The following is a 24,064-nucleotide window of genomic DNA, read 5'->3' on the forward strand; positions in this document are numbered from 1 at the left end:
ATGTGATGGTTCGAGTCTAGGGTCATGCGAGCTCTCCAGCAGACGGCACTGACCGGTCCGAGCGCCATGCGGCTGATCACCTACGCCCCCGTCCCGGCCCCGGGCCGCGGCGAGGTCCTGATCCGGGTCGGCGCGGCGGGTGTCAACTTCGCCGACGTCATGCAGACCCGGGGTACCTACGACGGCGGTCCGCGGGCGCCTTACATCGCCGGGTTCGAGGCGGCCGGTGAGGTCGTCGCCATCGGGCCCGGGGTGACCGGCCTCGAACCGGGCGCCCACGTGATCGGCATCGGGCCCGGCGCCTTCGCCGAGTACATGGTGCTGCCGGCCGCCGGGGCGGCCCCCGTTCCCGCGGGCTGGAGCGACGAGGAGTCGCTCGGGCTCGTCCTGAACTGGGCGACGGCACTCGCGGCGCTGCGGCTCGGCCGGGTCGCGGCCGGCGAGACCGTGCTGGTCCGGGCGGCGGCCGGCGGAGTCGGGCAGGCGGCGGTGCGCATGGCGACGCACTACGGCGCAGCCGTGATCGGCACCGCATCACCCGACAAGCACGACGTGGTGCGAGCGCTGGGCGCCGACCACATCCTCGACTATCGGAACGCCGATGTTCTGCGCCTCACCGGGGGCCGCGGGGCCGACCTCGTGCTGGAGTCCGCCGGCGGGGACGCGTTCCGGGCAGGGCTGGCCGCGACGAGGCGCGTCACCGGGCGGCTGGTCGTGTACGGGATGGCAGGCGGCGAGGCCACGATCAGCAACCGGGAGCTGAACTTCACCCACCCGATCCACGTGATCGGCCTGCACATCGGCACCCTCATGCAGGCGGCGCCGGACCTGTTCGCCGAGCTCATGGCCGAGCTGGCCGCGCTCGTCGCCGCGGGCGTCTACCCACCGGGCCGCCCCGCCGTCCACGACATGGCGGACGGGCCGAAGGTCCTCGCCGAGCTCGAGGCAAGGGCCACCGTCGGCAAGCTGGCGCTGCGCCCCTGAGGGGCGGACACTGTCTCGCACCGAGCGAGCCGAGGTGAGCGGCATGCAGGCGATGAAGCGCTGGAACGTCGCGATCGAGATCGACGAACAGGACGGCAGGACACGGGCGGTGGCCCGGCTGGATGCGGGGGCAGCGGAGCTCACGGGCGTCGGCATGGCCCGGCGCAGTCCCGAGGACCCGGACGTGCCGCGGATCGGCGACGAGCTCGCCGTGGCGAGGGCGCTGTCGGAGCTCTCCCACCAACTGCTCGACGCCACCGCGGCCGACATCGAGCGGATCACCCACCAGCCGGCGCACGTCCGTATCTAGGCGCACGGCTGGGGCCTGAACGCGGTCGCGCCTCCAGCAGCGGCAGGACCCGGGGCTTCACCACGACCGACAGCACCACCACGCTCGTGGACCGGGCGATGGTGGGGCTGCGGCCGAGCGCGAGCAGGGTGTCCTGCAGGTCCTGGTGCGACGACGCGCCGAGGCGGCAGAGCACGTCGGACGAGCCGGTGGTGGCGTAGGCCTCCAGCACCGCGGGCAGGCCCGCGAGCTCCGCGGCGACGTCCGCCAGCTGACCCTGCGCGATCTCGAGGGTGGCGAAGGCCTGCACCGGGTAGCCGGCAGCGGCCAGGTCGACGTCGGGTCCGTAACCGGTGATCACGCGCTCGCGCTCCAGCCGGTCCAGCCGCGCCTGCACGGTGCCGCGCGCGACGCCGAGCGTGCGCGAGAGCTCCAGCACCCCGGCGCGCGGGCTCGCGCGCAACGCGCTGATCAGGTCGACGTCGAGCGCGTCCAGATCCATGTGGGCAAACTGTACAGCTGACCGGCCCGATCAAGGCACAATCCGTTCAGCACGACCAGCTGTGTACCCGGCAGTTGCGCAGCACATCGAGTGTGAGCTGTCCTTGGGCATGGCCATCGAGCAGACCCTCACCAATCAGGAACGCCTGGCCGAGCTCGACCTCGACCAGCTGCGCCAGCTCGTCGGGCTCGTCGAGTACGACGCGGAAGCCGACCCGTTCCCGGTCACCGGCTGGGACGCAGTCGTATGGGCCGTCGGCAACGCCACCCAGGCCGCCGCGTTCTACCAGCTCGCCTTCGGAATGGAGCTGGTGGCCTACTCCGGCCCTGAGACCGGCAACCGCGACCACCACGCGTACGTCCTGCGCTCGGGCGCGGTCCGGTTCGTGCTGAAGGGCGGGGTGGACCCGGCCAGCCCAGTGCTCGACCACCACCGCCGCCACGGCGACGGGATCGTCGACATCGCCCTCGAGGTGCCCGACGTCGACCGCTGCATCCGGCACGCCCTCTCCCATGGCGCCACTGTGCTGGAGGAGCCGCACGACGTCACCGACGAGCACGGCACCGTCCGGCTCGCCGCGATCGCCACCTACGGCGAGACCCGGCACACGCTCGTCGACCGTTCCCGCTACACCGGCCCGTACCTGCCCGGCTACGTCGCCCGCACATCGACGTACCGCAAGCCGGACAGCGCGCCGAAGCGGCTGTTCCAGGCGCTCGACCACGTCGTCGGGAACGTCGAGCTGGGCCGGATGGACGAGTGGGTGGGCTTCTACCGCCGGGTCATGGGCTTCACGAACATGGCGGAGTTCATCGGCGACGACATCGCCACCGAGTACTCGGCGCTGATGAGCAAGGTGGTGGCCAGCGGCAACCACCGCGTCAAGTTCCCGCTGAACGAGCCCGCGATGGGCAAGAAGCGCTCGCAGATCGACGAGTACCTGGAGTTCTACGGCGGCCCCGGCGCCCAGCACCTCGCGCTCGCCACGAACGACATCATCCGTACCGTCGACGCGCTGCGCGGCGCGGGTGTCGAGTTCCTGGAGACGCCCGACTCCTACTACACCGACCCGGGCCTGCGAGCCCGGATCGGGGAGGTCAGGGTGCCGATCGAGGAGCTGCGGAAGCGCGGCATCCTCGTCGACCGGGACGAGGACGGCTACCTGCTGCAGATCTTCACCAAGCCGATCGGCGACCGCCCGACGGTGTTCTTCGAGCTCATCGAGCGCCACGGTTCCCTCGGCTTCGGCAAGGGCAACTTCCAGGCCCTCTTCGAGGCGATCGAGCGGGAGCAGGCGAAGCGGGGCAACTTCTAGCCCCGCCCGTGTCCGGTGGTCGAGTAGGGCCTGCGCCGCTACTCGACCACCGGCCTTCAGGCCATGATCTTGGGCAGCGGGGTCGTCTTGGGCGCCGTCGCCTTCTCCGAGCCCGCACCGGTCAGGGCACGGACCTCCATCTCCGCCTGCCGGGCGGCCGCGCCATCGTCCCTGCGGCCGAGGAACGTGCCGATCGCCCCGAGCAGGAACGACGCCGGGATCGACACCAACCCCGGGTTGGCCAGCGGGAAGACGGCGAAGTCGACGCTCGGCACCATCGACGTCGGGCGGCCGGAGATCGCGGGCGAGAGCAGGATCAGCACCACGCTGATACCCAACCCGCCGTAGATGCTGAACAGCGCGCCCAGGGTGTTGAACCGCTTCCAGAACAGCGAGTAGAGCAGCGTCGGCAGGTTTGCCGACGCCGCCACCGCGAAGGCAAGGGCCACGAGGAACGCCACGTTCTGGTTGCGGGCGAAGATCCCCGCGACCACCGCGACCACGCCGACGAGCACGGCGGTGCGGCGGGCGACCCGGACCTCGGCGTCCGGCGACGCCGTGCCGCGCTTGATGACGTTGGCGTACACGTCGTGCGCGAACGACGCCGACGCCGTGATCGTCAGGCCGGCCACGACCGCGAGGATCGTGGCGAACGCGATCGCCGAGATGATCCCGAGCATGAACTCGCCGCCGAGCTGGTAGGCCAGCAGCGGCGCCGCGGAGTTGGAGCCGCCGGGAGCATTCGCGATCCGCTCCGCCCCGCCGGGCACGAGCGAGGCCGCGCCGTAACCCAGTACCAGGGAGAACAGGTAGAAGATGCCGATCAGCCAGATCGCCCACACCACCGAGCGCCGCGCCTCCTTGGCGTTGGGCACGGTGTAGAAGCGCATCAGGATGTGCGGCAGGCCTGCCGTGCCGAGCACGAGGGCGAGGCCGAGCGACAGGAAGTCGATCTTGGCGAGATCGGACGCGCCGTACTGCAGGCCCGGGATGAGCAGCCGCTCACCCAGCTCCTTCACCGCGCCGGTGGGCGTCTGCATCGACGGGTTCTTCTCCACCGCCTCGCCGAGCACCGCCGAGAAGTCGAACGCGTGCCGGCCGAGCACCCACGTCACCAGGGTCGCCGCGCCCACGAGCAACAGCCCGGCCTTGATGATCTGCACCCACGTGGTGCCCTTCATGCCGCCGACCAGCACGTAGACGATCATCAGCAGGCCGACGATCGCGATGACGATGCCCTGTCCGAGTGTGTTGCTGTTCGGGATCTGCAGCAGCAGCGCGATCAACGCCCCTGCACCCGCCATCTGCGCAAGCAGGTAGAACAGCGACACCACGAGCGTGGACGTGGCCGCCGCCGCCCGCACCGGACGCTGCCGCATCCGGAAGCTCAGCACGTCGCCCATCGTGAACTTGCCGGTGTTGCGCAGCAGCTCGGCGACCAGCAGCAGCGCCACCAGCCACGCGACCAGGAACCCGATCGAGTACAGGAACCCGTCGTAGCCGTTCACCGCGATCGCGCCCGCGATCCCGAGGAACGACGCCGCGGACAGGTAGTCACCCGCGATCGCGACACCGTTCTGCGGCCCGGTGAACGACCGCCCTGCCGCGTAGTAGTCGGACGCCGTCTTGTTGCTCCGGCTCACGTGGAACACCACGACGAGCGTGACCAGCACGAAGGCCGCGAACACCGAGATGTTGAGGAGCGGACTGCCGAGCCGTTCGGTGGCTGCCTGGGCCAGCACGGACATCAGTAACCCTCCATGCGGGTGCGGATGGACTCCGCGACGGGGTCGAGGTGCCGGTCGGCGTAGCGCACGTAGAGCCCGGTGATCACGAACGTCGAGACGAACTGCAGCAGGCCGAGGACGATCCCCAGGTTGATGTAGCCCAGCACCGGGATCGCCATGATCTGCGGCGCGTAGGAGGCCATCAGCACGTAGCCGAGGTACCAGAGCATGAACACCGCGCTCATCGGGAACACGAACCGCCGCAGTCGTGATTTCAGCTCGCCGAACTCAGGGCTGGCCTGGACCAGCTCATGGAGCGTTTGGTCGTCTCTCACCCGGCACCGTCCGTATCAGTTTTCAAGGTGTGCCTCCAGCCGCATGCAACGACCGCGTCCCGAACCGGTTCCGCGGCCACTGACCTGCAAGATCGAATTTCGGGCACGATGGGGAGCGCCGTATCGATCAGGGCCGGTCCGACCGGGTGAAGGTACGTGTCCCCGCACCGGGTGTCAGCAGGCAGCAACCGAAAAACCACCACCGGGAGTAATCGGAATACGTCCGATGCTCGCGATCTTCCCCCTTTCGGGCCTACTTTCTGCCGCACTCCCGAGCGACACGTCGGTACCCGGTGTGTCGGACCCCGCGGCTACGCTCCCCCGCGATGGGGGGAACGAGAGAGGTCGTCCGGGCGGCGGCGCGTCCGGTCGCGGTCACCGCGGCCACCGTCGCGTGGGTGCTCGGCGCGGTCGTCAACGACCTCTCCGGATGGTCGTTCACGCTCACGGCGGTGGCCGGGGCCGTGCTCACGGCGCTCGCGGTCGGCATCCCGCTGCGCGCCGAGCACAACGCACGCGTGCGCGCCGACACCGCCGAGCAGATCGCCGAGGACGCATCCGCGCGGATGCAACTCGTTCTGAACGACACGCTCGAGCCGCTCACCTACCTCATCGGCCGTATCACCGACCGTCCGCGCTGGTCGTTCGGGCGCGAGGCGGTGGAGCTGCAGGGCCAGGCCAAGGCGGTCGTGCTGTCGGCCGCGGCCGAGGTGCTCGGCGCCGACCGCCTCCGCTCCTGCTTCTTCGTCCGCGTCGAGGAGAAGCCGGTGCGGCTCGTGCCGTCCGGGTTCCAGGGGCGCGCCGAACAGCCGCGCACCACGTTCGCGGAGGGCACGGAGCTCGGCGACTTCGCGCTGGGCATGCTCGCCCGCCGCGAGGACCTGTTCTGCGCCGACACGCACGCCACCCCGCTGCCCGGCTGGACGCCGGGCGGGCACACCTACCGCACCTTCATCGCGGTGCCGGTGGCCACCGAGGAGCGTGAGTTCGGGATCCTCACCGTCGACGGGCTCGAGGTCGGCGACCTCACCGAGGCCGACGTCGCCGCCGTACGGGTGCTCGCCCGCCTGTTGGCGGTCGCCCTCGGCGCCTGAACGAAGCTATCCTCGTGTCGTGGCGAAATCCAGGAAGAACGGTGACGACGTGCAGCGCGCTCGGCTGGCACGTCTCCTGAGCGACCCCGCCACCTACTTCGCCGACGCGCGCCGCCAGGCCCACGAGCAGGCGAGGCGCCTGCTCGCCTCCCGCCTCGACGAACACGGCGAACCCTCCCCCGGCCGCCCGTAAGGACGCGCCCGGCCCTCTGCCGCAGCCCCGGAGGGCCGTCCCCAAGGATGATCACCAGCCTGGTGCGTGAACGGCCACATCCGGCCGCCGATGCACCCAACCGGCGATCATGGGCACAGCGCCACCCATGATCACCAAGCTGGTGCACAGGCGGCCACATGCGGCCGCGAATGCACCCAGCCGACGATCACGCCCCGAGCCACGCCCCCTCAACCATGATCACCAGGCTGGTGCGCGAGCGGCCACATCCGGCCGCGGATGCACCCAGCCGATGATCACAATTCCAGGGTCACCAATCCCCAGCAGTGATCACCAGACCGGCGCGTGAGCGGCCACATCCGGCCGTCAATGCGCCCAGTCGATGATCATGTCGGACGCGGGGTGCGGAGACCTCCACACTTTCTCCACATCACCGACCTCTCGCCTCCACAGCCGGGGCCTAGATTCGGCGCCATGAGCGGGGGCCGGCGGGTGCTGGTGGTGGACGACGAGCCGACGATCGCCGGCTCGATCGCGGCGCGCCTGCGGGCCGAGGGGTACGTGGTCGACGTGGCGCACGACGGCCCGTCCGCGATGGCGCGTTTCGAGGCCGACGAGCCCGACCTGGTCGTGCTGGACGTGATGCTGCCCGGCTTCGACGGGCTCGAGGTGTGCCGCCGCATGCAGGCCCGCCGCCCGATCCCCGTGCTCATGCTGACCGCCCGCGACACCGAGACCGACCTGCTGGTGGGCCTGGCCGTTGGCGCGGACGACTACCTCACCAAGCCGTTCTCGATCCGCGAGCTGGCCGCCCGCGTCGGCGTGCTGTTCCGCAGGATCGACCGCGCCGCGGAGCAGCACGCGGCGACCGCCCGGATCGTGCTCGGCGACCTGGAGATCGACCCCGCCGAGCGGCGGGTGCTGCGCGGCGGCGAGCCCGCCCACCTCACGCCGACGGAGTTCGACCTGCTCGTGCACCTCGCGCGGCAACCGCGCGCCGTCCACCCGCGGGACGTGCTGCTCGCGAACGTGTGGGGCTGGGCCGACGCCACCGGCACCCGCGCCGTCGACAGCCACGTCAAGGCGCTGCGGCGCAAGCTGGGCGCCGACCTGATCCGCACCGTGCACGGAGTGGGCTACGCGCTCGAGGTGCCCAGGTGAACCGGCTCTCGGCGCTCGTCGATCTGCTGCCCCGCCCGCTCGACCCGGTTCGCTCGATCAAGCTGAAGATCAGCATCTTGCTCCTGGGGTCGGGCGCTGCCGGCGCGGTGTACCTGTGGCTGAACTACCGCTGGCTACCGCCGCTCGCGACGATGCTCGTCGCGATCGCGATCGTGCTGCTCACCGCGCAGGTGCTCGCGCACGGCATGACCCGGCCGCTGCGCGAGATGACGGCGGCGGCGATCGCGATGGCGCAGGGCGACTACACGCGCCAGGTCCGTGCCACCTCCAAGGACGAGGTCGGCCAGCTCGCCACCGCCTTCAACCGGATGGCCGCCGACCTCGCCGCCGAAGACCAGCAGCGCCGCGAGCTCATCGCCAACGTGTCGCACGAGCTGCGCACGCCGATCGCCGCGCTGCAGGCCGTGCTGGAGAACGTCGCCGACGGCGTGGCCGAGCCCGACCCGGCCACCCTGCGCACCGCGCTCGCCCAGACCGAGCGGCTCGGCACGCTCGTCGGCGAGCTGCTGGACCTGTCCCGCATCGACGCGGGCGCGCTCACGCTGCAGCCGGAGCTCGTGCAGCTAGCGCCGATGCTGGACAAGGCGGTGGCCGAGGCGCGGGTGACGGCCGAGGTGGCCGGGCGCGACGTCGGCTTCCGGCTCGACGTCGCGCCGCCTGAGCTCTCGGTGCGCGCCGATCCCAACCGGCTGCACCAAGTGGTGATCAACCTGCTCGACAACGCGGCGCGGCACGCGCCGCCGGGAACGGACGTCCACGTCGTCGGACGCCGAGAGGGAGGGGATCTCGTGCTCGAGGTAAGGGACGAGGGGCCTGGGATCGCCCCGGAGGAGCGGGACCGGGTGTTCCACCGCTTCACGCGCGGGGAGCGGGCGGTGGGTGGGGGCACCGGGCTCGGCCTCGCGATCGCGCGGTGGGCGGTGGACCTGCACGGCGGGCGCATCGCCGTCGTCCCCGCGCCCGGGTCGAACGGGCACCCGGGCTGCCGCATCCGCGTGACCCTGCCGGGGCGGTCGTGAACGGGGCGGCGGACGGCAAGGAGATGCCGCCCGAACCGGACACGCCGGGCCCGTCCACGGAAGCGGTTGAGGCGCCGGTTGCGGTCGCGGTCGCCCCGATGCCGCCGGTCGCGGCGGGCGCGCCACCGTTCGTGGCCGAGCCCCTCTTCTTCGCGAACTGGCGAGGGCCCTCCGCCCCGCCCACGCGGCTGCTGCTGGGGGCCGCCGCCGCGGCCGGGCTGACGACGGCGGTCGTGATTCCGCTGGACCGACCGGGGATCGGCTGGTTCGTCGCCGCGGTGGTGGCCGCGGTCGTGGTGGCCGCCGTGGCGCGACAGGCTCGCCGACTCGACCCCGCCCCGCACGCGCGGCGCGCGTACGCCGTCGACGCGGCGTGGGGGCTCGCCGCCGTCGGGCTGGTCGGGGTCACCGCCGTCCGCGACGCGGAGTGGCTGATCGCGCTCTGCCTGCTCGCGGCGCCGTGCGCGGCCTCGATCGCGGTGGCGGGCCGGCACTTCCGCAGCCTCGTCTTCAGCGCGCTCGCCGTTCCGCTGGCCGCGATGCGCGCGCTGCCGTGGGCCGGGAGGGCGCTGTGGGCCGCGCGGCAGGGCGCAGGCGGGAGTGCTGCCCGCACGGTCATGGCGGCCGTGGTCGGGCTGTGCCTGGTGGCCGTGTTCGCGCCGCTGCTCGCATCTGCCGACCCGGCGTTCGCCCGCCTGCTGGACGACGTGATGCCCACCGTCGACGACTCGGGCGTCGCGCGGGCCGTGCTGTTCACGTTCGCGGCGGGCGCCGTGCTCGGCTGCGGGTTCCTGCTGCTGGCGCCGCCCCCGCCACCCGGGCCGCGCGCGAGCGGGCCCGCCCGGCTGCGCCGCGTCGAGTGGGCCCTGCCGATCGGGCTGCTGGTGGGGCTGTTCGGGATGTTCGTCGGCGTGCAGTTCGCCACGCTCTTCGGCTCCGACGACTACGTGCGGCGCACCACCGGCGTCACCTACGCCGAGTACGCCCGCGGCGGGTTCTGGCAGTTGCTCGCCGTCACCGTGCTGGCGCTGGGCGTCGTGCTGCTCGCCTCCCGGTACGCACCCACTCCCACCGGCGCCGATCGCATCTGGAAGCGCAGCCTCCTCGCCGCGCTCGCCGGGCTCACGCTGGTGATCGTCGCGTCGGCGCTGCGCCGCATGTGGCTCTACCAAGAGGCCTACGGCTTCACGACGCTGCGTCTCGTGGTGCTGACGTGCGAGCTGTGGCTCGGCGTCTGCTTCCTGCTCGTGCTGGTGGCGGTGCTGCGCCTGCGGGCGCGCCCCGTCGTGCGCGAGATGGCGGCGGCGGGAGTGGCCGCCCTGCTCGCGCTCGCAGCACTCAACCCCGACGGGTTCGTGGCCACGAGCAACGTCGACCGGTTCGCGACGACCGGCCAGCTCGACACCTGGTACCTGGGCACGCTCTCGGCCGACGCCGTGCCGGCCCTCGCCCGTCTCCCCGAGGAGCAGCGCTGCGAGGTGTTCCCCCGCATCGCCACCGCGATGGACGTGCCCGAGGAGAGCTGGACGGGGTGGAACGCGTCCCGCACCGCCGCACGTGAAGTGCTCGCCGAGATGCGCTGCTGAGGCTCCGCATCGGCGCGTCGTCAACTAGGCTCGTTTTTTACCGCGTTCGCTGCTGAATGGGGAGCTAGATGACCGCCGTCCAGGAACCGGCCACCGCGGTCCGCACCGTCACCGTCTCGATCGACGGCCGGGAAGTCACGGTCGCCGATGGCACAACGATCTACGACGCGGCCAAGCAGGTCGGGGTGGACATCCCCGTGCTGTGCCACAACGAGCGGTACGACCCGGTCGGGGTGTGCCGGATGTGCGTCGTCGACACGGGAGGCCGCGCCTTCGCCGCGGCGTGCGTGCGGCCGTGCGAGGACGGGATGCAGGTGCAGACCGCCACCGACGAGGTCGAGCGCTCGCGCGCGGTGCTGACCGAGATGCTGATGTCGGACCAGCCCGCGCCCGAGGAGGACCGCAAGCACACGACCACGCGCGACAACCTCCTCTTCGATCTCGCCGACGGCTACGGCGTCGGGCAGGACACCCTGCCGCGCGGCTCGGGGCGGGGCACGGACCTGTCCAACCCGGTGATCGCGGTCGACCACGACGCCTGCATCCTGTGCGACCGCTGTGTGCGGGCGTGCGACGACGTGCAGGGCAACGACGTGATCGGCCGCTCCGGCAAGGGCTATGCCACGCGGATCGCGTTCGACCTGAACGACCCCATGGGCAAGAGCTCGTGCGTCACGTGCGGCGAGTGCGTGCAGGCCTGCCCGACCGGCGCGCTGACGAACAAGGCCATCGGCGGCATCCCGATCCGGCCCCGCGAGGAGCTGGACCAGGTCGAGTCGGTGTGCCCGTACTGCGGGGTCGGGTGCGCGCTCACCTACAACGTCGACCGCGAGCGCGGCGCGATCGTGTTCGCCGAGGGCCGCGACCAGCCGGGTTCGCAGAGCAGGCTGTGCGTGAAGGGCCGCTACGGCTGGGACTACGCCGCATCTCCTCAGCGCCTCACGGTGCCGCTGATCCGCGTCGACTCCTCGTACCCGAAGGGCCCGCTGTCGGCGGACGTGCGCGGTGACCGCAACGGCGACAACGACAGGGGCCGCGCGGGGGCGGGCGGCAATCGCAGCGGTGGCGGCCGGGACACCCGGCCGGGCAAGGACCGGGGCCGCAAGCCCGGCGGGCTCGTCGACTACGACGAGGTGCTGCCGCACTTCCGGGAGGCCACCTGGGATGAGGCGCTCGACCTCGTCGCCCGGCGCCTGAAGGAGATCCACGCCGAGAGCGGGCCGGGCGCGATCGCCGGGTTCGGGTCGGCGAAGTGCTCCAACGAGGAGGCCTACCTCTTCCAGAAGCTCATCCGCACCGGCTTCGGCACCAACAACGTCGACCACTGCACGCGGCTGTGCCACGCCTCCAGCGTGGCGGCGCTGTTCGAGGGGGTCGGCTCCGGCGCGGTCTCCACCACCTACGGCGACGTCGTGAACGCCGACGTCGTGATCATCACCGGTTCGAACCCGACGGCCAACCACCCGGTGGCCTCGTCGTTCTTCAAGCAGGCCCGCAGGCGCGGCACGAAGATCATCTATGTCGACCCGCGCGCGTCCACCGTGGCCGAGCACGCCGACGTGTTCGTACAGCTCAAGCCCGGCACCGACGTCGCGTTCTACAACGCGTTGATGCACGAGGTGATCCGCAACGGGAACATCGACCGGGACTTCATCGCGAACCGGACGTCGAACTACGACGAGCTCGCCCGGACGGTGGCGGAGTACCCGCCCGAGCGAGCCGCGCAGATCACCGGGGTCGACGCCGACATGATCCGCGAGGTCGCGCGGCTGTGGGGCGAGGCACGCGCAGGCGTCGTCTACTGGGGGATGGGGATCTCCCAGCACACCACCGGCACCGACAACGCGCGCTGCCTGATCGCGCTGTGCTCGATCACCGGCAATGTCGGGCGTCCCGGCACCGGCCTGCACCCGCTGCGCGGGCAGAACAACGTGCAGGGCGCGTCCGACGCGGGGCTGATCCCGATGTTCTACCCCGACTACCAGGGCGTCGACCGCGAGGCCACCCGCCTGCGGTTCGAGGAGGCATGGGGCACGCGGCTCGACCCGAACCGCGGGCTGACCGTCACCGAGATCGTCAAGTCGGCGCTGGAGCCGGGCGGCGTGCGCGGCATGTACATGCTGGGCGAGAACCCGTTCCTGTCCGACCCGAACATCAACAAGGTGCGCAAGGCGCTCACCGCGCTCGACTTCCTCGTGGTGCAGGACATCTTCCTCACCGAGACCGCCGAGTTCGCCGACGTGATCCTGCCCGCCACCTCCTACCTGGAGAAGGACGGCACCTACACCAACACCGACCGGCGCGTGCAGCTCGGGCGCAAGGTCCTCGACGCGCCCGGCCAGGCCCGCGCCGACTGGGCGATCGTGCAGGACATCGCGCGGCGGGTCGGGCTCGACTGGAACTACCAGAGCCCGAGCGAGGTGTTCGACGAGATGGTCGAGCTCATGCCGTCCTACGCGAACCTGCGCTGGGACAACCTGGGCTCCTCCGGCAAGCTCTACCCGAACGCCGATCCGGAGCACACCGACGGCACGATCGTCATGTTCGACGAGAGCTTCAACACCGACGACGGGCTCGCCCACCTCGTGCCCGCCGAGTGGCTGCCGGCCAAGGAGCTGCCCGACGCCGACTACCCGATGGTGCTCAACACCGGGCGACTGCTCGAGCACTGGCACACCGGCTCGATGACGCGGCGCTCGTTCGCGCTCGACGCGATCTCGCCCGTCGCCGAGGTCTACATGCACCCCAAGGACGCCGCCGACCGCGGGCTGGTCCACGGGGAGCTGGCGCGGGTGCGCTCGCGCCGCGGCACGATCGAGCTGCTGGTGCGGGTGAGCCACCGCGAGCAGCTGGGCAACGTCTTCATCCCGTTCCACTTCCGGGAGGCGGCGGCCAACCTGCTGACGATCGACGAGATCGACCCGTACGGCAAGATCCCGGAGTTCAAGTTCTGCGCGGTTCAGGTCGAGGCACTTTGAGCGAGCTTGCGAGCTCAACATCCGGCGCAGCGAGAGTTGGGCCCCGGCCCGCGGGCAGGGAGTTCTTCTCCACCCGCACGGTGGCCGAGGCGCTCGCCGGGTTCCGGCCCGCCCGACGCACGGCGGTGGAGGACGTGCCGCTCGCCGACGCCCTGCACCGGGTGCCGGCCAAGGCCGTCCCGGCCGCGGCGCCGCTGCCCGGCTTCGCCCGCTCCACCGTCGACGGCTACGCGGTGCGCGCCGCCGACACCTACGGCGCGTCCGAGGCCTTGCCCTCCTACCTCGATGTGCTGGGTGCGGTGCTGATGGGCGCCGCGCCGGACGTGGCCGTGCGGTCCGGAGGGGCGGTCGGGATGCCGACGGGCGGCGTGCTGCCCGATGGCGCCGACTCCGTGGTGATGGTCGAGCACACAGCCGAGACGATGCCCGGCACGATCGAGGTCACCCGGCCGGTAGCGCCCGGCAGCGGCGTCGTCCGCGCCGACGAGGACGTCGCGGCGGGCGCGGCGCTCGTGCCGGCGGGGCGGCCGCTGCGCGCCCCCGACCTGGGGCTGCTCGCGGCCGCGGGCGTCACCACGGTCCAAGTGCATGCCCGGCCACGGGTGGTGATCCTCTCCACCGGCGACGAGGTGGTGCCGCCGGACACCGCGACGCTGCGCCCCGGGCAGGTGCGCGACGCCACCGCCTCCGCGCTGGCCGGGCTCGTCCGGGACGCGGGCGGCGACCCGGTGATCGCGGGGATCGTCTCCGACGAGCCCGGGGCGCTGGAAGCCCGGCTGCGCGAGGTGCTCCCGGGCGCCGACCTGGTGGTCGTCTCCGCGGGGTCGTCGGTCGGTGCCCGCGACGAGACGGCGGGCGCCGTTGCCGCGCTCGGCGACGTATGGTGCCACGGCCTCGCGATCAAACCGGGCAAGCCGACGCTGCTCGCCGAGTGTTCCGGCGTGCCCGTGGCCGGGCTGCCCGGCAACCCGCTCTCGGCACTCGTGGTGTTCCGGCTTGTCGGGGTGCCGCTGGTGTGGCGGCTGGCCGGCTGCGACACTCCTCCGCCCGAGCCATCGACCCGCGCGCGCCTCACCCGCGACCTGCCCTCCGCGGCGGGACGGCTGGACGTGGTGCAGGTCACCCTGCAGGACGGGCTGGCCGAGCCGATCTTCGGCCCGTCGGCCCTCCTGTCGATCCTCGCCCGCGCCGACGGGTACCTGGTGGTCCCGGAGCCGGCGACGGGCCTGGACGCGGGAAGGGAAGTCGAGATCACCCTCTACCGCTAGTGCTTCCCACCGGAGGTGGGCAGCACTAGGTCCCGTCCGAGTATGAGCAGAGCCATATCTATGCAGGGGGAAGCACGTGGTCGACCTCCGTGGGGCGCGGGGCACCCAGATCGGCGACCACAACACGCAGAAGAACTATTTCGTGTTGCCGCCGGCCGAGGTGTCGTGGCCGGTGCGTGTCGGCGCGGTCCCGCTCTTGGCCGGCTGCTACCAGGATCGCGACGAGGCTCGGCTGCTGTCGGATGCGGTCGCCGAGGGCGGCACGGCGGTGGTGACGCAGGTGCTGTCCGGTCTCGGAGGCGTCGGCAAGACCCAGCTCGCGGCCGCCCACGCCCGCGCTCGCACCGACGTGGACCTACTGGTCTGGGTCACCGCGAGCAGCCGAGACGCCATCCTCACCGGCTACGCCCAGGCCGCCGCCCAACTCGGCCACCCGGCCGAGGACACCGAGGAGGCCGCACGATGGCTGCTGGCCTGGCTCCAAGCCGCGACCGAGCGGTCGTGGTTGATCGTCCTCGACGACCTGGCCGACCCCGTGGATCTGCGCGGGCTCTGGCCCGACGGGCCTCGGGGACGCACGATGGTCACCACCCGACGCACCGACGCCGCACTCACCGGTGCCGGGAGGCGACGTGTCGACGTGGGGCTGTTCACCCCTAACCAGGCCCGCGCCTACCTGGCCGCGAAACTCGACGTCGACCCGGACGACGAGCGGATGCGCGACGCCGACGAGCTCGCCGCCGATCTCGGCCACCTGCCACTGGCGCTGGCGCAAGCCGGAGCGTTCATCCTCGACCGCGGGGACACCTGCGCCCGATACCGCGCCCGGCTCGCCGACCGCCGCCGTCGCCTCGCGGAGCTCTTTCCACCGGACTCGCTGGCCGACGACTACCACGACACGGCGGCGGCGACTTGGTCGATCTCCATCGACGCCGCCGACGGCCTGCCCCCGGCCGGGCTGGCGCGTCCCGTGCTGGAACTGTTCAGCGTGCTCGACCCCAACGGTGTCCCCGCCGACCTACTCGCGACGGAAGCCGCGATCGAGTACGCGACAGCCCATTGCGCAACAGCTCCACGCGATGGGCAGGATCTGTTGGATGCGCAGCACAATCTCGCCCGGCTCAGCCTGATCAGCCTCGATCCCGCGGCAGGAGCGGCCGGGGTGCGGGTGCACGGCCTGATCCAGCGCGCCACCATCGAGCGCCTCGACCCGGACCGGCTCGGCGAGCTGCACCGAGCCGCCGCCGATGGCCTCATGTCGATCTGGCCGGAGATCGAGCGCGACACCCAGCTCGGCCACGTTCTGCGGGCGAACACCGCGACCCTCGCCGCCCAGGCCGGGGCGAACCTGTGGCAGCCCACAGCCCACCCCGTGCTCGGACGAGCCGGGCGGAGCCTCGGCGAATGCGGCCTGATCCACGCCGCGATCGGTCACGCGACGCTACTGGTGTCCGACGCGCACCACCACCTCGGCCCTGATCATCCCGACACCCTCACCGCCCGTAGCAACCTCGCTCAGTGGCAAGGCAAGGCTGGAGACCCCGCCGGCGCAGCCGCCGCCTACCAGCAACTACTCACCGACAGACTCCGGGTACTCGGCCCCGATCACCCTTCTACCCTCGCCACTCGCCACCAACTCGCCCACTCGCAGGGCAGGGCCGGGGACCCCGCCGGCGCGGCCGCGGCCTACGAGCAGCTCCTCACCGATGCGCTGCGCGCGCTGGGACCCGACCACCCCGACACCCTCACCATCCGGAACAACCTCGCCCACTTCAGCGCCCAGGCCGGAGACCCCGCCGGGGCAGCTTCCGCCTACGAGCAACTGCTGACAGACGTCCTGCGGCTGCTGGGGCCCGACCACGCCGGCACGTTCACCACGCGCTCCAACCTGGCCGACTCACGCGGCGAGGCCGGGGACGCGGCTGGGGCTGTCGCCGCCTTGGAGCAGCTGCTCACAGATCACCTGCGGGTGTTCGGCCCCGACCACCCGGAGACCCTCACCACCCACGCCAAACTCGCGAGCTGGCGCGGCCAGGCCGGAGACCCCGCCGGCGCAGCCGCGGCCTACGAGCAACTGCTCACCGATGTCCTGCGCGTGCTGGGACCCGACCACCCGGACACCCTCGTCGTCCGCGCCAACCTCGCGAGCTGGCGCGGCCAGGCCGGAGACCCCGCCGGCGCAGCCGCGGCCTACGAGCAGCTCCTCACCGATGTCCTGCGCGCGCTCGGACCCGACCACCCCGACACCCTCGACACCCGCCACCAACTCGCCAGCTGGCGCGGCCACGCCGGAGACCCCGCGCACGCAGCCGCGGCCTACGAGCGGCTCCTCACCGACCGCCTCCGAGTACAGGGTCCCGACCACCCGCGCACCCTCACCACCCGCCACGAAATCGCCTACTGGCGCGGCCAGGCGGGTGACCTGGCCGGCGAAGCCGCCGCCATCGATCAGCTACTCGCAGACCAGCTGCGCGTGCTCGGACCCGACCACCCCAGCACTCTCACCGCCCGCGTCAACCTCGCCACCTCGAGAATCAAATCCGGGGATCCGAGGAGCGCGGTCGCCGCCCTCGAAGCACTGCTCATCGACCTGTTGCGGGTGCTCGGCCCCGACCACCCCAACACCCTCACCACCCGCCACAACCTCGCCCACTCACGAGGCAATGCCGGGGACCCTGCCGGCGCGGCCACCGCCACCGAGCAGCTGCTCACAGACCAGCTGCGGGTGCTCGGCCCCGACCACCCCGACACCCTCACCACCCGCCACGCCCTCGCGACCTGGCGGGGTGTGGCCGGAGACGCCGCTGGCGCGGCCGTAGCCACCGACGCGCTGCTCGCCGATTCTCTGCGGCTTCTGGGGCCCGACCACCCCGATTCACTCGCCGCTCGCCACAACCTCGCGCACTGGCGCAACAAGGCCGGGGATCACATCGGCGCGATCACCGCCTACGAGCAGCTGCTCACCGATCGCCTCCGAGTACAAGGGGCCGACCACCCCCACACCCTCGCCGTGCGCTACGCAATCGCCACGCTGCGGGGCGAGGCCGGGGATCCGTCTGGCGCGGCAACCGCCATCGAGCAGCTGCTCACAGACCGGCTGCGGGTGCTCGGTCCCGACCACCCCGACACCCTCACCACCCGCCACGCCCTCGCCGCCTGGCGCGGTGTGGCCGGCGACCCATCCGGCGCGGCGACCGCCATCGAGCAGCTGCTCACCGACCGGCTCCGAGCGCTGGGGCCCGACCACCCGACAACCCGTGCCACCCGACACAACCTGGAGTACTGGCGCGGCAAGGCCGCTCAGCACCGTCCCGAGCCCAGTTCGTAGCTGTGCTTCCGGCACAGGGCGTCGTTCGCTCCACTCGCACCTGGCTCCCCAGCTACCAGTACAGGCCCTTCGGGTCCAGCTCCGCCACTAGCTCCGCGCGGCCGGGCACCTCGATCGGCCAGTCGCGCGCCGCCTGCTCTCCGAAGCGGAAGTTCGGGGTGCGGCCCGCCGTCCACGGGGCTACCGCGTCCATCAGCTCGCGGTGCAGGCGGGTGGGAACTTCTGTGCCGTCGACCAGCGAGAGCACCTGCAGCAGGTAGGGCGCGTCGCGGTGGGCCACAGCATCCGGGACGGCGGGCGGGCGGGCCAGCGCGCCGCCCATGTGCCGCAGTCCCAGGACGCACATGACCGGGGCGTTGGGCCCGGTGATGTCGAGCGCGGCGTCCAGCACGGCGGGGTCGAGCTCGCGCAGCATCGCGTTGGTGCCGGTGTAGGGGTGCGACTGGTCCGGCTCGTTGAAGATCTCCGCGGCCCGGGTGTACGGCAGCTCGCCGAGCGTGCCGGTCATCCGCACGGCCGCGCGCAGGGGCGCGACCAGCCGCTCCCCATCCGCGGCCGAGCCGGTCCATGCGATCCGGACCTGCGCGACGTACCGGCCGCGCAGGTGATCCGGCACCATCGGCACGTCGGGGTAGGGCAGCGCCCCGATCGACGAGGTGAGTCCGTCGGGCAGGTCGGACGTCCACCCCCGGTACGCGGCGAGCAGGTCACGCACGTGCTCGCCCGCGACGGACAGCGCGCCACCGTAGATCTGGCCGCCCGGCGCGAGCTCGATCTCCATTGCCGTCACGACGCCGAGGCCGTGCCCCGCCCCGCGCAGCACGCGGAAGAGCTCCGGGTCCGTGTCGGCGGTGACGTGGCGCAGCCGGCCGTCGGCGGTGGCGAGGTCGATGCGGCGCACCCGGTCGCTCGCCCAGCCCAGCTCCCTGGCCAGCGCGCCGATGCCACCGCCGAGCGTGTACCCGACCACGCCTGCCTCCGGCGACGACCCACTGGGCGGCACCAGCCCGTGCTCGGCCGCAGCGGCGACCACCCGCGCCCAGCGCGTGCCCGCCTCGACCCGTGCCATGCGGGTCCCGGGTTCGATCCGGACACCGTCCATCCGCCGGGTGCTGATCAGCACACCGCCCGGGAGCGGCGCCGCGCGGCCGTGGCCGCTGGTCTCCACCGCCACCGGCAACCCGTGGTCGGCGCCGTACCGCACCGCGGCCTGGACGTCGTCCGCGTTCTCCGCGCCGACGACGAGGTCCGGCCGGTGCGGGTGCGCCACCTGGTACCCGGCGAGCTGCTCGTCGAACCCGGCGTCCCCGGGCCGGAACACCGGACCGTTCACGTTCTCGATCGCCTTCATACCGGCGACGCTATGGGTCCTTCCGGACAGGATCGGTCCTGATGCCGGGTGGCATGGTGAAGGTGACCGATTCCCGGACCTCGCCCCGCTCGGTGACGGAGACCGGGCCGAGCCCGCCGAGCGCGGCGACGACCCCGTCGACCAGCTCCGGCGGGGCCGACGCACCGGCGGTCACGCCGACGACGCGCGCGTCGCGCAGCCAGTCCGGGCGGATGTCGCTCGCGTCGTCGACGAGGTGGGCCGCCGCACCCTGTCGCTGGGCGACCTCGACGAGCCGGCGCGAGTTCGAGGAGTTGTCCGAACCGACCACCAGCACGAGATCGGCCGCGGCGGCGACGTCGGTGAGCGCATGCTGGCGGTTGGTGGTGGCGTAGCAGATGTCCTCCGACGCCGGTCCGCGGATCTCGGGGAACCGCGCCCTGAGGGCCTCGATGATCGCCGCCGTCTCGTCGACGGCGAGGGTGGTCTGGGTCAGGTACGACACCCGCGCCGGGTCCTCGACGTGCGCGTTCGCCACGTCAGCCACGGACTCCACCAGTATCGTGCGCTCCGGGGCCTCGCCCAGCGTGCCCTCGATCTCGTCGTGACCCGCATGCCCGATGAGGATCACCGTGTCGCCGCGGCCGGCGAACCGCCGGGCCTCGGCGTGGACCTTCGCGACGAGCGGGCACGTCGCATCGATCACGTCGAGGCCGCGGCGCGCCGCCTCGTCGCGCACGGCGGGCGCCACCCCGTGTGCGGAGAACACCACGCTGGCCCCGTCGGGAACGGTGTCGAGCTCGTCGACGAACACCGCGCCGCGCGCTTCCAGGTCGGCCACCACGTGGGTGTTGTGCACGATCTGCCGTCGCACGTACACGGGGATGCCGCGCTGCTCGAGGACCCGCTCGACCACCTCGATGGCCCGTTCCACACCTGCGCAGAACGACCGCGGCGAGGGCAGCAGGACGGTGCGGGCCCCGGCCACCGACAGCCATGAGGCCGACACCGACCACGCGGCGAGCCATCCTTCGTCGTCGCCGTACGCCGTTGCCACGCCGAGCCCGGAGCCGGTGCCGGGCACGACGGCCGCGAGCACCCGCTCGTCGGGAGCGACGTCGAGCCGGATCGGGCCGCGAAAGGTGGCGACGCCCCGGCGCCGCAGCTCGCCGACGATCAGGTCGCCCGCCGGGCAGTCGATCGCGGCCTCACCGTTCCGCAACAGCTCGTCGGCGACGAGTACCGGATTCATCAGACGCGGTCGGCGGCGATGAGCAGGTAGTGGAAGCTGCCCTCCCGGTAAGCGGTCAGGAAGGGCTCCTCGATCCCGGTGGCCACGGGGGACTTCGCGCGCAGCTCCCAGTACGGAATGGTCTGCCCGGTCAGGTCGAGCACGTTGATCGGGACGAGTCCGTTGGCGGCCATCGCCTTGAAGTACTCGCTGCGCGGATGGATGTTGCACGTGTAGTGCTCGTCGATCCGGCTCACGGATTTCGAGCGGCCGCCGGTGACGTCGTTGTAGCAGCCCGTGATGCACACGTAGCGCCCACCGAACGACAACAAACGGGAGAATTCTGCGTAGAGTTCGAACAGATCCACGTACATGGTGGTCTCGTTCGTCCAGATGCCGCGCATGCAGCCCGCGTCGAATCCGGTGTCGAGCATGTTGCGGAAGTGGAAGCGCACGGTGTCGTCCACACCGCGCTCCGACGCCCGTTCATTGGCGAACCCGACCTGGTACTCGGAGATCGTCACGCCGTCGACCCGGCACCCGAAGCGCTGGTGCGCCATGAAGCTCGTGCCGCCCCTCCCGGAGCCGCCGTCCATGAGGCGGTCGGTCGGCGCGATCCGGCCGAGGTTGTCGAGCAGGACGTCGGCCTGCATCGTCTCCAGCCGGTGCATCTCCCGAATGATGCGGTCGTCGCGGGTCTCCGGCGGTCCCTCGAGGACGGACGGGTCGTACTCGCCGATGCCGTAGTGGTGGTGGTAGAGGCCGTCGACGTGGCCGAGCTCGAGGTTGACCGGGTCGTTTCGGTTGGTGTTCCAATACGCCGCGACCGCGCGCTGGTAGTCGGTGCGCAGCACGGACGCGTCGGTGGACGTCGCATCGGTGGACGTCGTGGTCATTCCGATCCTCCTTCGTGGTAGCGGCGCGTGGTGGCGTGCCATTCGCGACTGCCGCCCATCCAGGCCCATGTCTCGGCGAGGAAGCGCCGCAGCGCCGGCGAGCCGGCCACGCTGAGGGCGGCGGCCTCCGCCACGAACTCGTGCATCAACTCGTTGTGGATCTCGACGGTGCGCTTGATCGCCTCCCTGCGGGTAAGGCCCTCCTCCGCGACGAGCACGCTCGGGAGGTTGAAGTCGGTGTCCGACTCGTTCGCGCCCGAGTACAGGTCGTTGATCAGCACGTTCGCGTCGCCTGCCAGCGTGATCGCCCGGCGCACCCGCGGGTGGTAGAACTCGTGTGCCGACAGCTCGTAGCCGCTGACGACGTCGATGAGGATCATCGGCGGCAGGTAGCTGTTGAGGTGGCGCTGCACGAGGTACTCCCACACCGGCGGCACCCGGCCGTTGCTGTGCCAGTCGGCCTCCTGGTTCCACGCCACGTAGAGGATGGCCATCTGGTGCTGGAACCGGCCCATCTGCGCCGCCGACGTGTAGCGCGCCAGGTGCTCCATCGCGCTGCGGAAGGCCGTGGCGATCGGTTCGGCCTCCCGATACTCGTCCAGCTGAGGCGCGTACTTCGCCGGGAGCTGGGCCGGATCGACCACGGCGTGCAGCTTCGCCAGCCGGGACCCGACGATCCGCGGGTCGGCCCCCAGCTCCACCTCGTCGACGTAGTAGTCGTCGGCCGCCCACTCCGCCACCACGCACTTGGCGGCGGCGAGCAACCGGTCCGGATCGTCGGTGCCTGGGTGGGCGAGCATGATCAGGCGCCCGAAACCGGCGGCCCGGAGGCGGTCGAGGTTCCCGGGGTAGATGCCCACCTCCTCCGCCCACTCGAGCAACCGCTCGTCGACCTCCTTCCCCAGCGCCGGGTTGTCGCGCACCGCGCCGGGGCAGAACAGCTCCGGCATCGCGTCGTCGTCCGCGCTCGAGGACGGGCCCGGGGACGGGCTCGGGGCGACGCGCCATCCCGAGGTGCCGAGGCCGGCCGGACCACCGGGAATGCGGCCCGTCGTACCCCCGCCGAGCGCCGGGACCTCGCCCGTGGCTTGCGCCGGGAACCGCAACGCCGACGTCCCGACGCCGCTGGCGAACCGGCGCACGGTGGACGCGGCCCGACGCGGGTTCGCGCCGTCGACGAGCTGCGACAGGTCCGGCGGTGGCGCGTTCGCCGTGTCGGCGAGCACGGCGGCGGCCAGTGCGCTGAGATCGTCCACATCGGACGGAGCGGCCAGGTGTGGTGCCGCACGCATCTGTGCGGCCCCTTCAGTCGCCGTAGTGGGCGAGCTCGACGTTGTCGAGCACGCCGAGCGCGTCCGGCACCAGCACCGCGAGCGAGTAGTACGCGCTGACGAGGTAGGACATGATCGCCTGCTCGCTGATGCCCATGAAGCGCACCGACAGGCTGGGCTCGTACTCGTCCGGGATCCCGACCTGGTTCAGGCCGATCACGCCCTGGTCCTCCTCGCCGGTGCGCATGGCGAGGATGTGGGTGGACTCGCCCCGCGAGATCGGGATCTTGCCGCACGGGAAGATGGGCACCCCGCGCCACGCCGGGATCTGGTGGCCGTCGACGTCGACCGGGGTGGGGTAGATGCCGCGTCTCGTGCACTCGCGGCCGAACGCGGCGATCGCCCTCGGGTGGGCGAGCAGGAACCGGGTGCGGCGGCGCTTGGACAGCAGCTCGTCCAGGTCGTCGGGGGTGGGCGGGCCGGTGCGGGTGTGGATGCGCTGCCGCAGGTCGGCGTTGTGGAGCAGGCCGAACCCGCGGTTGTTGACCAGCTCGAACTCCTGGCGCTCGCGCAAGGCCTCGATGGTGAGCCGCAGCTGCTGCTCGAGCTGGTTCATCGGGTCGTTGTAGAGGTCGGCGACGCGGGTGTGCACCCGCAGGACGGTCTGGGCCACGCTCAGCTGGTACTCGCGCGGCGCGAGCTCGTAGTCGACGAACGTTCCGGGCAGCAGCGCCTCGCCCTCGTGACCGGCCGCCAGCGCGATCTCCGACTCACCGTGCTTGTTCTGCGGTTTGCCCGCCGCGTCGCGGTACTCCTCGACGTGGGTCTGGAGAGTGGCCGACCGCTCCTGCATCTCGTTGAACGCCTGGCGCGGGAGCACGAGCACCGTGACGTCGGTCATCGCCCGCGTCGTGTACTCCCAGATGCCCTCCTCGTCGAGGAGCGCCTCCTCGCCGAAGAACTCCCCGTCGGCCAGCACGTCCAGCTGAACGGGGTTGCCGTACGGGCCGGTGCCGTCCTTGCTGACCTTGCCATGGGCGATGAGGTACATCTGATCGGCGGGCGAGCCGAACTCGGCGATGGTCTGGCCGGCCGCGAACTCCTGCTGGGAGAACCGGCCGGCGAGCCCCGAGAGGACCTCCTGGTCGTCGTAGCCACGCAGCAGGCCGAGCTCCCCGAGCTCGCCGGGGACGACGCGGATCTCCCCGCCGTCGGTCGTGAAGGTCACCCGCCCGTCACCGACGAGATAGGTGAGCCGCCGGTTCACCCGGTACGTACCACCGGACACGTTCACCCACGGGAGCATCCGCAGCAGCCACCGCGAGCTGATCTCCTGCATCTGCGGCACGGATTTGGTCGTGGTCGCGAGGTTCCGCGCGGCTGCAGTGCTCAGACTTAAGCGCGACTGCTCTGCACGACCGTTCACACTCGATTCCGTCGACTCAGCCCGAGTCACGACTCACACACCAATCCCTGGTCGGGGTGGACAGCGGAAGGACGATCGAGGACAGACCGGATCGAAATTCAGCGGCAATACCGCATGATTTCGCACATGGA

General features: G+C 71.8%; 19 protein-coding genes. 11 read left to right on the forward strand and 8 right to left on the reverse strand.

Going from position 1 to position 24,064, the window contains the following annotated elements; translation table 11 throughout:
* The first annotated feature begins 24 nt into the window (after positions 1 to 24).
* Both K1T35_RS39305 and K1T35_RS39310 read left to right on the forward strand, forming a co-directional pair.
* The gene (locus K1T35_RS39305; RefSeq protein ID WP_220256762.1) at positions 25 to 984 is read left to right on the forward strand and encodes a zinc-binding dehydrogenase; all 960 of its coding nucleotides are present in this window, start codon (positions 25 to 27) and stop codon (positions 982 to 984) included.
* 43 nt (positions 985 to 1,027) lie between these two features.
* The gene (locus K1T35_RS39310; RefSeq protein ID WP_220256763.1) at positions 1,028 to 1,294 is read left to right on the forward strand and encodes a DUF1876 domain-containing protein; all 267 of its coding nucleotides are present in this window, start codon (positions 1,028 to 1,030) and stop codon (positions 1,292 to 1,294) included.
* Here K1T35_RS39310 and K1T35_RS39315 read toward each other — a convergent pair.
* Positions 1,263 to 1,775, reverse strand: a complete 513-nt coding sequence (locus tag K1T35_RS39315; RefSeq protein WP_220256764.1) for an Lrp/AsnC family transcriptional regulator — start codon at positions 1,773 to 1,775, stop codon at positions 1,263 to 1,265. The genes K1T35_RS39310 and K1T35_RS39315 overlap by 32 nt on opposite strands.
* Before the next feature lie 109 nt (positions 1,776 to 1,884).
* On the opposite strand from K1T35_RS39315, the gene hppD reads away from it, so the two are divergent.
* Complete coding sequence (gene hppD, locus K1T35_RS39320) at positions 1,885 to 3,090, forward strand: 4-hydroxyphenylpyruvate dioxygenase (protein ID WP_220256765.1); 1,206 nt, start codon at positions 1,885 to 1,887, stop codon at positions 3,088 to 3,090.
* A gap of 56 nt (positions 3,091 to 3,146) precedes the next feature.
* Here the strand turns inward: hppD and K1T35_RS39325 are convergent, their stop codons facing one another.
* Positions 3,147 to 4,838: a cation acetate symporter gene (locus K1T35_RS39325; RefSeq protein WP_220256766.1), complete on the reverse strand. Its 1,692-nt coding sequence runs from the start codon at positions 4,836 to 4,838 to the stop codon at positions 3,147 to 3,149.
* The gene (locus tag K1T35_RS39330) at positions 4,838 to 5,152 is read right to left on the reverse strand and encodes a DUF485 domain-containing protein (protein WP_220256767.1); all 315 of its coding nucleotides are present in this window, start codon (positions 5,150 to 5,152) and stop codon (positions 4,838 to 4,840) included. The genes K1T35_RS39325 and K1T35_RS39330 overlap by 1 nt, the downstream gene beginning before the upstream one ends.
* Before the next feature lie 326 nt (positions 5,153 to 5,478).
* Here K1T35_RS39330 and K1T35_RS39335 point away from each other — a divergent pair, with 326 nt between their 5' ends.
* The 8 genes from K1T35_RS39335 to K1T35_RS39370 all read left to right on the forward strand — a co-directional run bounded on the left by K1T35_RS39335 (position 5,479) and on the right by K1T35_RS39370 (position 17,779).
* Positions 5,479 to 6,246, forward strand: a complete 768-nt coding sequence (locus K1T35_RS39335; protein WP_220256768.1) for a GAF domain-containing protein — start codon at positions 5,479 to 5,481, stop codon at positions 6,244 to 6,246.
* 19 nt (positions 6,247 to 6,265) lie between these two features.
* Entirely contained in the window at positions 6,266 to 6,439 is a 174-nt protein-coding gene (locus K1T35_RS39340) for a hypothetical protein (protein WP_220256769.1), read from the forward strand.
* Between the two features lie 453 nt (positions 6,440 to 6,892).
* The gene (locus K1T35_RS39345) at positions 6,893 to 7,579 is read left to right on the forward strand and encodes a response regulator transcription factor (RefSeq protein ID WP_220256770.1); all 687 of its coding nucleotides are present in this window, start codon (positions 6,893 to 6,895) and stop codon (positions 7,577 to 7,579) included.
* A complete protein-coding gene (locus K1T35_RS39350; protein WP_220256771.1) occupies positions 7,576 to 8,619 on the forward strand; it encodes an ATP-binding protein in 1,044 nt (347 codons plus the stop codon). Before K1T35_RS39345 ends, K1T35_RS39350 begins: the two co-directional genes overlap by 4 nt.
* Positions 8,616 to 10,205, forward strand: coding sequence for a DUF4153 domain-containing protein (locus tag K1T35_RS39355; RefSeq protein ID WP_220256772.1), 1,590 nt, complete (start codon positions 8,616 to 8,618; stop codon positions 10,203 to 10,205). Before K1T35_RS39350 ends, K1T35_RS39355 begins: the two co-directional genes overlap by 4 nt.
* 68 nt (positions 10,206 to 10,273) lie before the next feature.
* Positions 10,274 to 13,183, forward strand: coding sequence for a formate dehydrogenase subunit alpha (gene fdhF, locus K1T35_RS39360; protein ID WP_220256773.1), 2,910 nt, complete (start codon positions 10,274 to 10,276; stop codon positions 13,181 to 13,183).
* A gap of 80 nt (positions 13,184 to 13,263) precedes the next feature.
* Positions 13,264 to 14,451, forward strand: coding sequence for a gephyrin-like molybdotransferase Glp (glp, locus tag K1T35_RS39365; protein WP_220256774.1), 1,188 nt, complete (start codon positions 13,264 to 13,266; stop codon positions 14,449 to 14,451).
* A 76-nt stretch (positions 14,452 to 14,527) separates the two neighbouring features.
* Positions 14,528 to 17,779: a tetratricopeptide repeat protein gene (locus K1T35_RS39370; RefSeq protein WP_220256775.1), complete on the forward strand. Its 3,252-nt coding sequence runs from the start codon at positions 14,528 to 14,530 to the stop codon at positions 17,777 to 17,779.
* A 52-nt stretch (positions 17,780 to 17,831) separates the two neighbouring features.
* Here K1T35_RS39370 and K1T35_RS39375 read toward each other — a convergent pair whose 3' ends face one another.
* From K1T35_RS39375 to K1T35_RS39395, 5 genes are read right to left on the reverse strand one after another with little or no spacing between them, the layout of a single operon-like run.
* Entirely contained in the window at positions 17,832 to 19,130 is a 1,299-nt protein-coding gene (locus tag K1T35_RS39375) for an FAD-binding oxidoreductase (RefSeq protein WP_220256776.1), read from the reverse strand.
* Between the two features lie 10 nt (positions 19,131 to 19,140).
* Entirely contained in the window at positions 19,141 to 20,361 is a 1,221-nt protein-coding gene (gene ispH / locus K1T35_RS39380) for a 4-hydroxy-3-methylbut-2-enyl diphosphate reductase (protein ID WP_220256777.1), read from the reverse strand.
* Positions 20,361 to 21,236 carry a geranyl diphosphate 2-C-methyltransferase gene (locus tag K1T35_RS39385; RefSeq protein WP_220256778.1) on the reverse strand — a complete coding sequence of 292 codons (876 nt, stop codon included), beginning with the start codon at positions 21,234 to 21,236 and terminating at the stop codon, positions 20,361 to 20,363. The genes ispH and K1T35_RS39385 overlap by 1 nt, the downstream gene beginning before the upstream one ends.
* Positions 21,233 to 22,528 carry a family 2 encapsulin nanocompartment cargo protein terpene cyclase gene (locus K1T35_RS39390; RefSeq protein WP_220256779.1) on the reverse strand — a complete coding sequence of 432 codons (1,296 nt, stop codon included), beginning with the start codon at positions 22,526 to 22,528 and terminating at the stop codon, positions 21,233 to 21,235. Before K1T35_RS39390 ends, K1T35_RS39385 begins: the two co-directional genes overlap by 4 nt.
* Before the next feature lie 13 nt (positions 22,529 to 22,541).
* Complete coding sequence (locus K1T35_RS39395) at positions 22,542 to 23,963, reverse strand: family 2B encapsulin nanocompartment shell protein (protein ID WP_255621219.1); 1,422 nt, start codon at positions 23,961 to 23,963, stop codon at positions 22,542 to 22,544.
* Positions 23,964 to 24,064 lie beyond the last annotated feature (101 nt).

It is taken from the genome of Pseudonocardia sp. DSM 110487 (assembly GCF_019468565.1).
In the GTDB taxonomy this organism is placed as follows: Bacteria; Actinomycetota; Actinomycetes; order Mycobacteriales; family Pseudonocardiaceae; genus Pseudonocardia.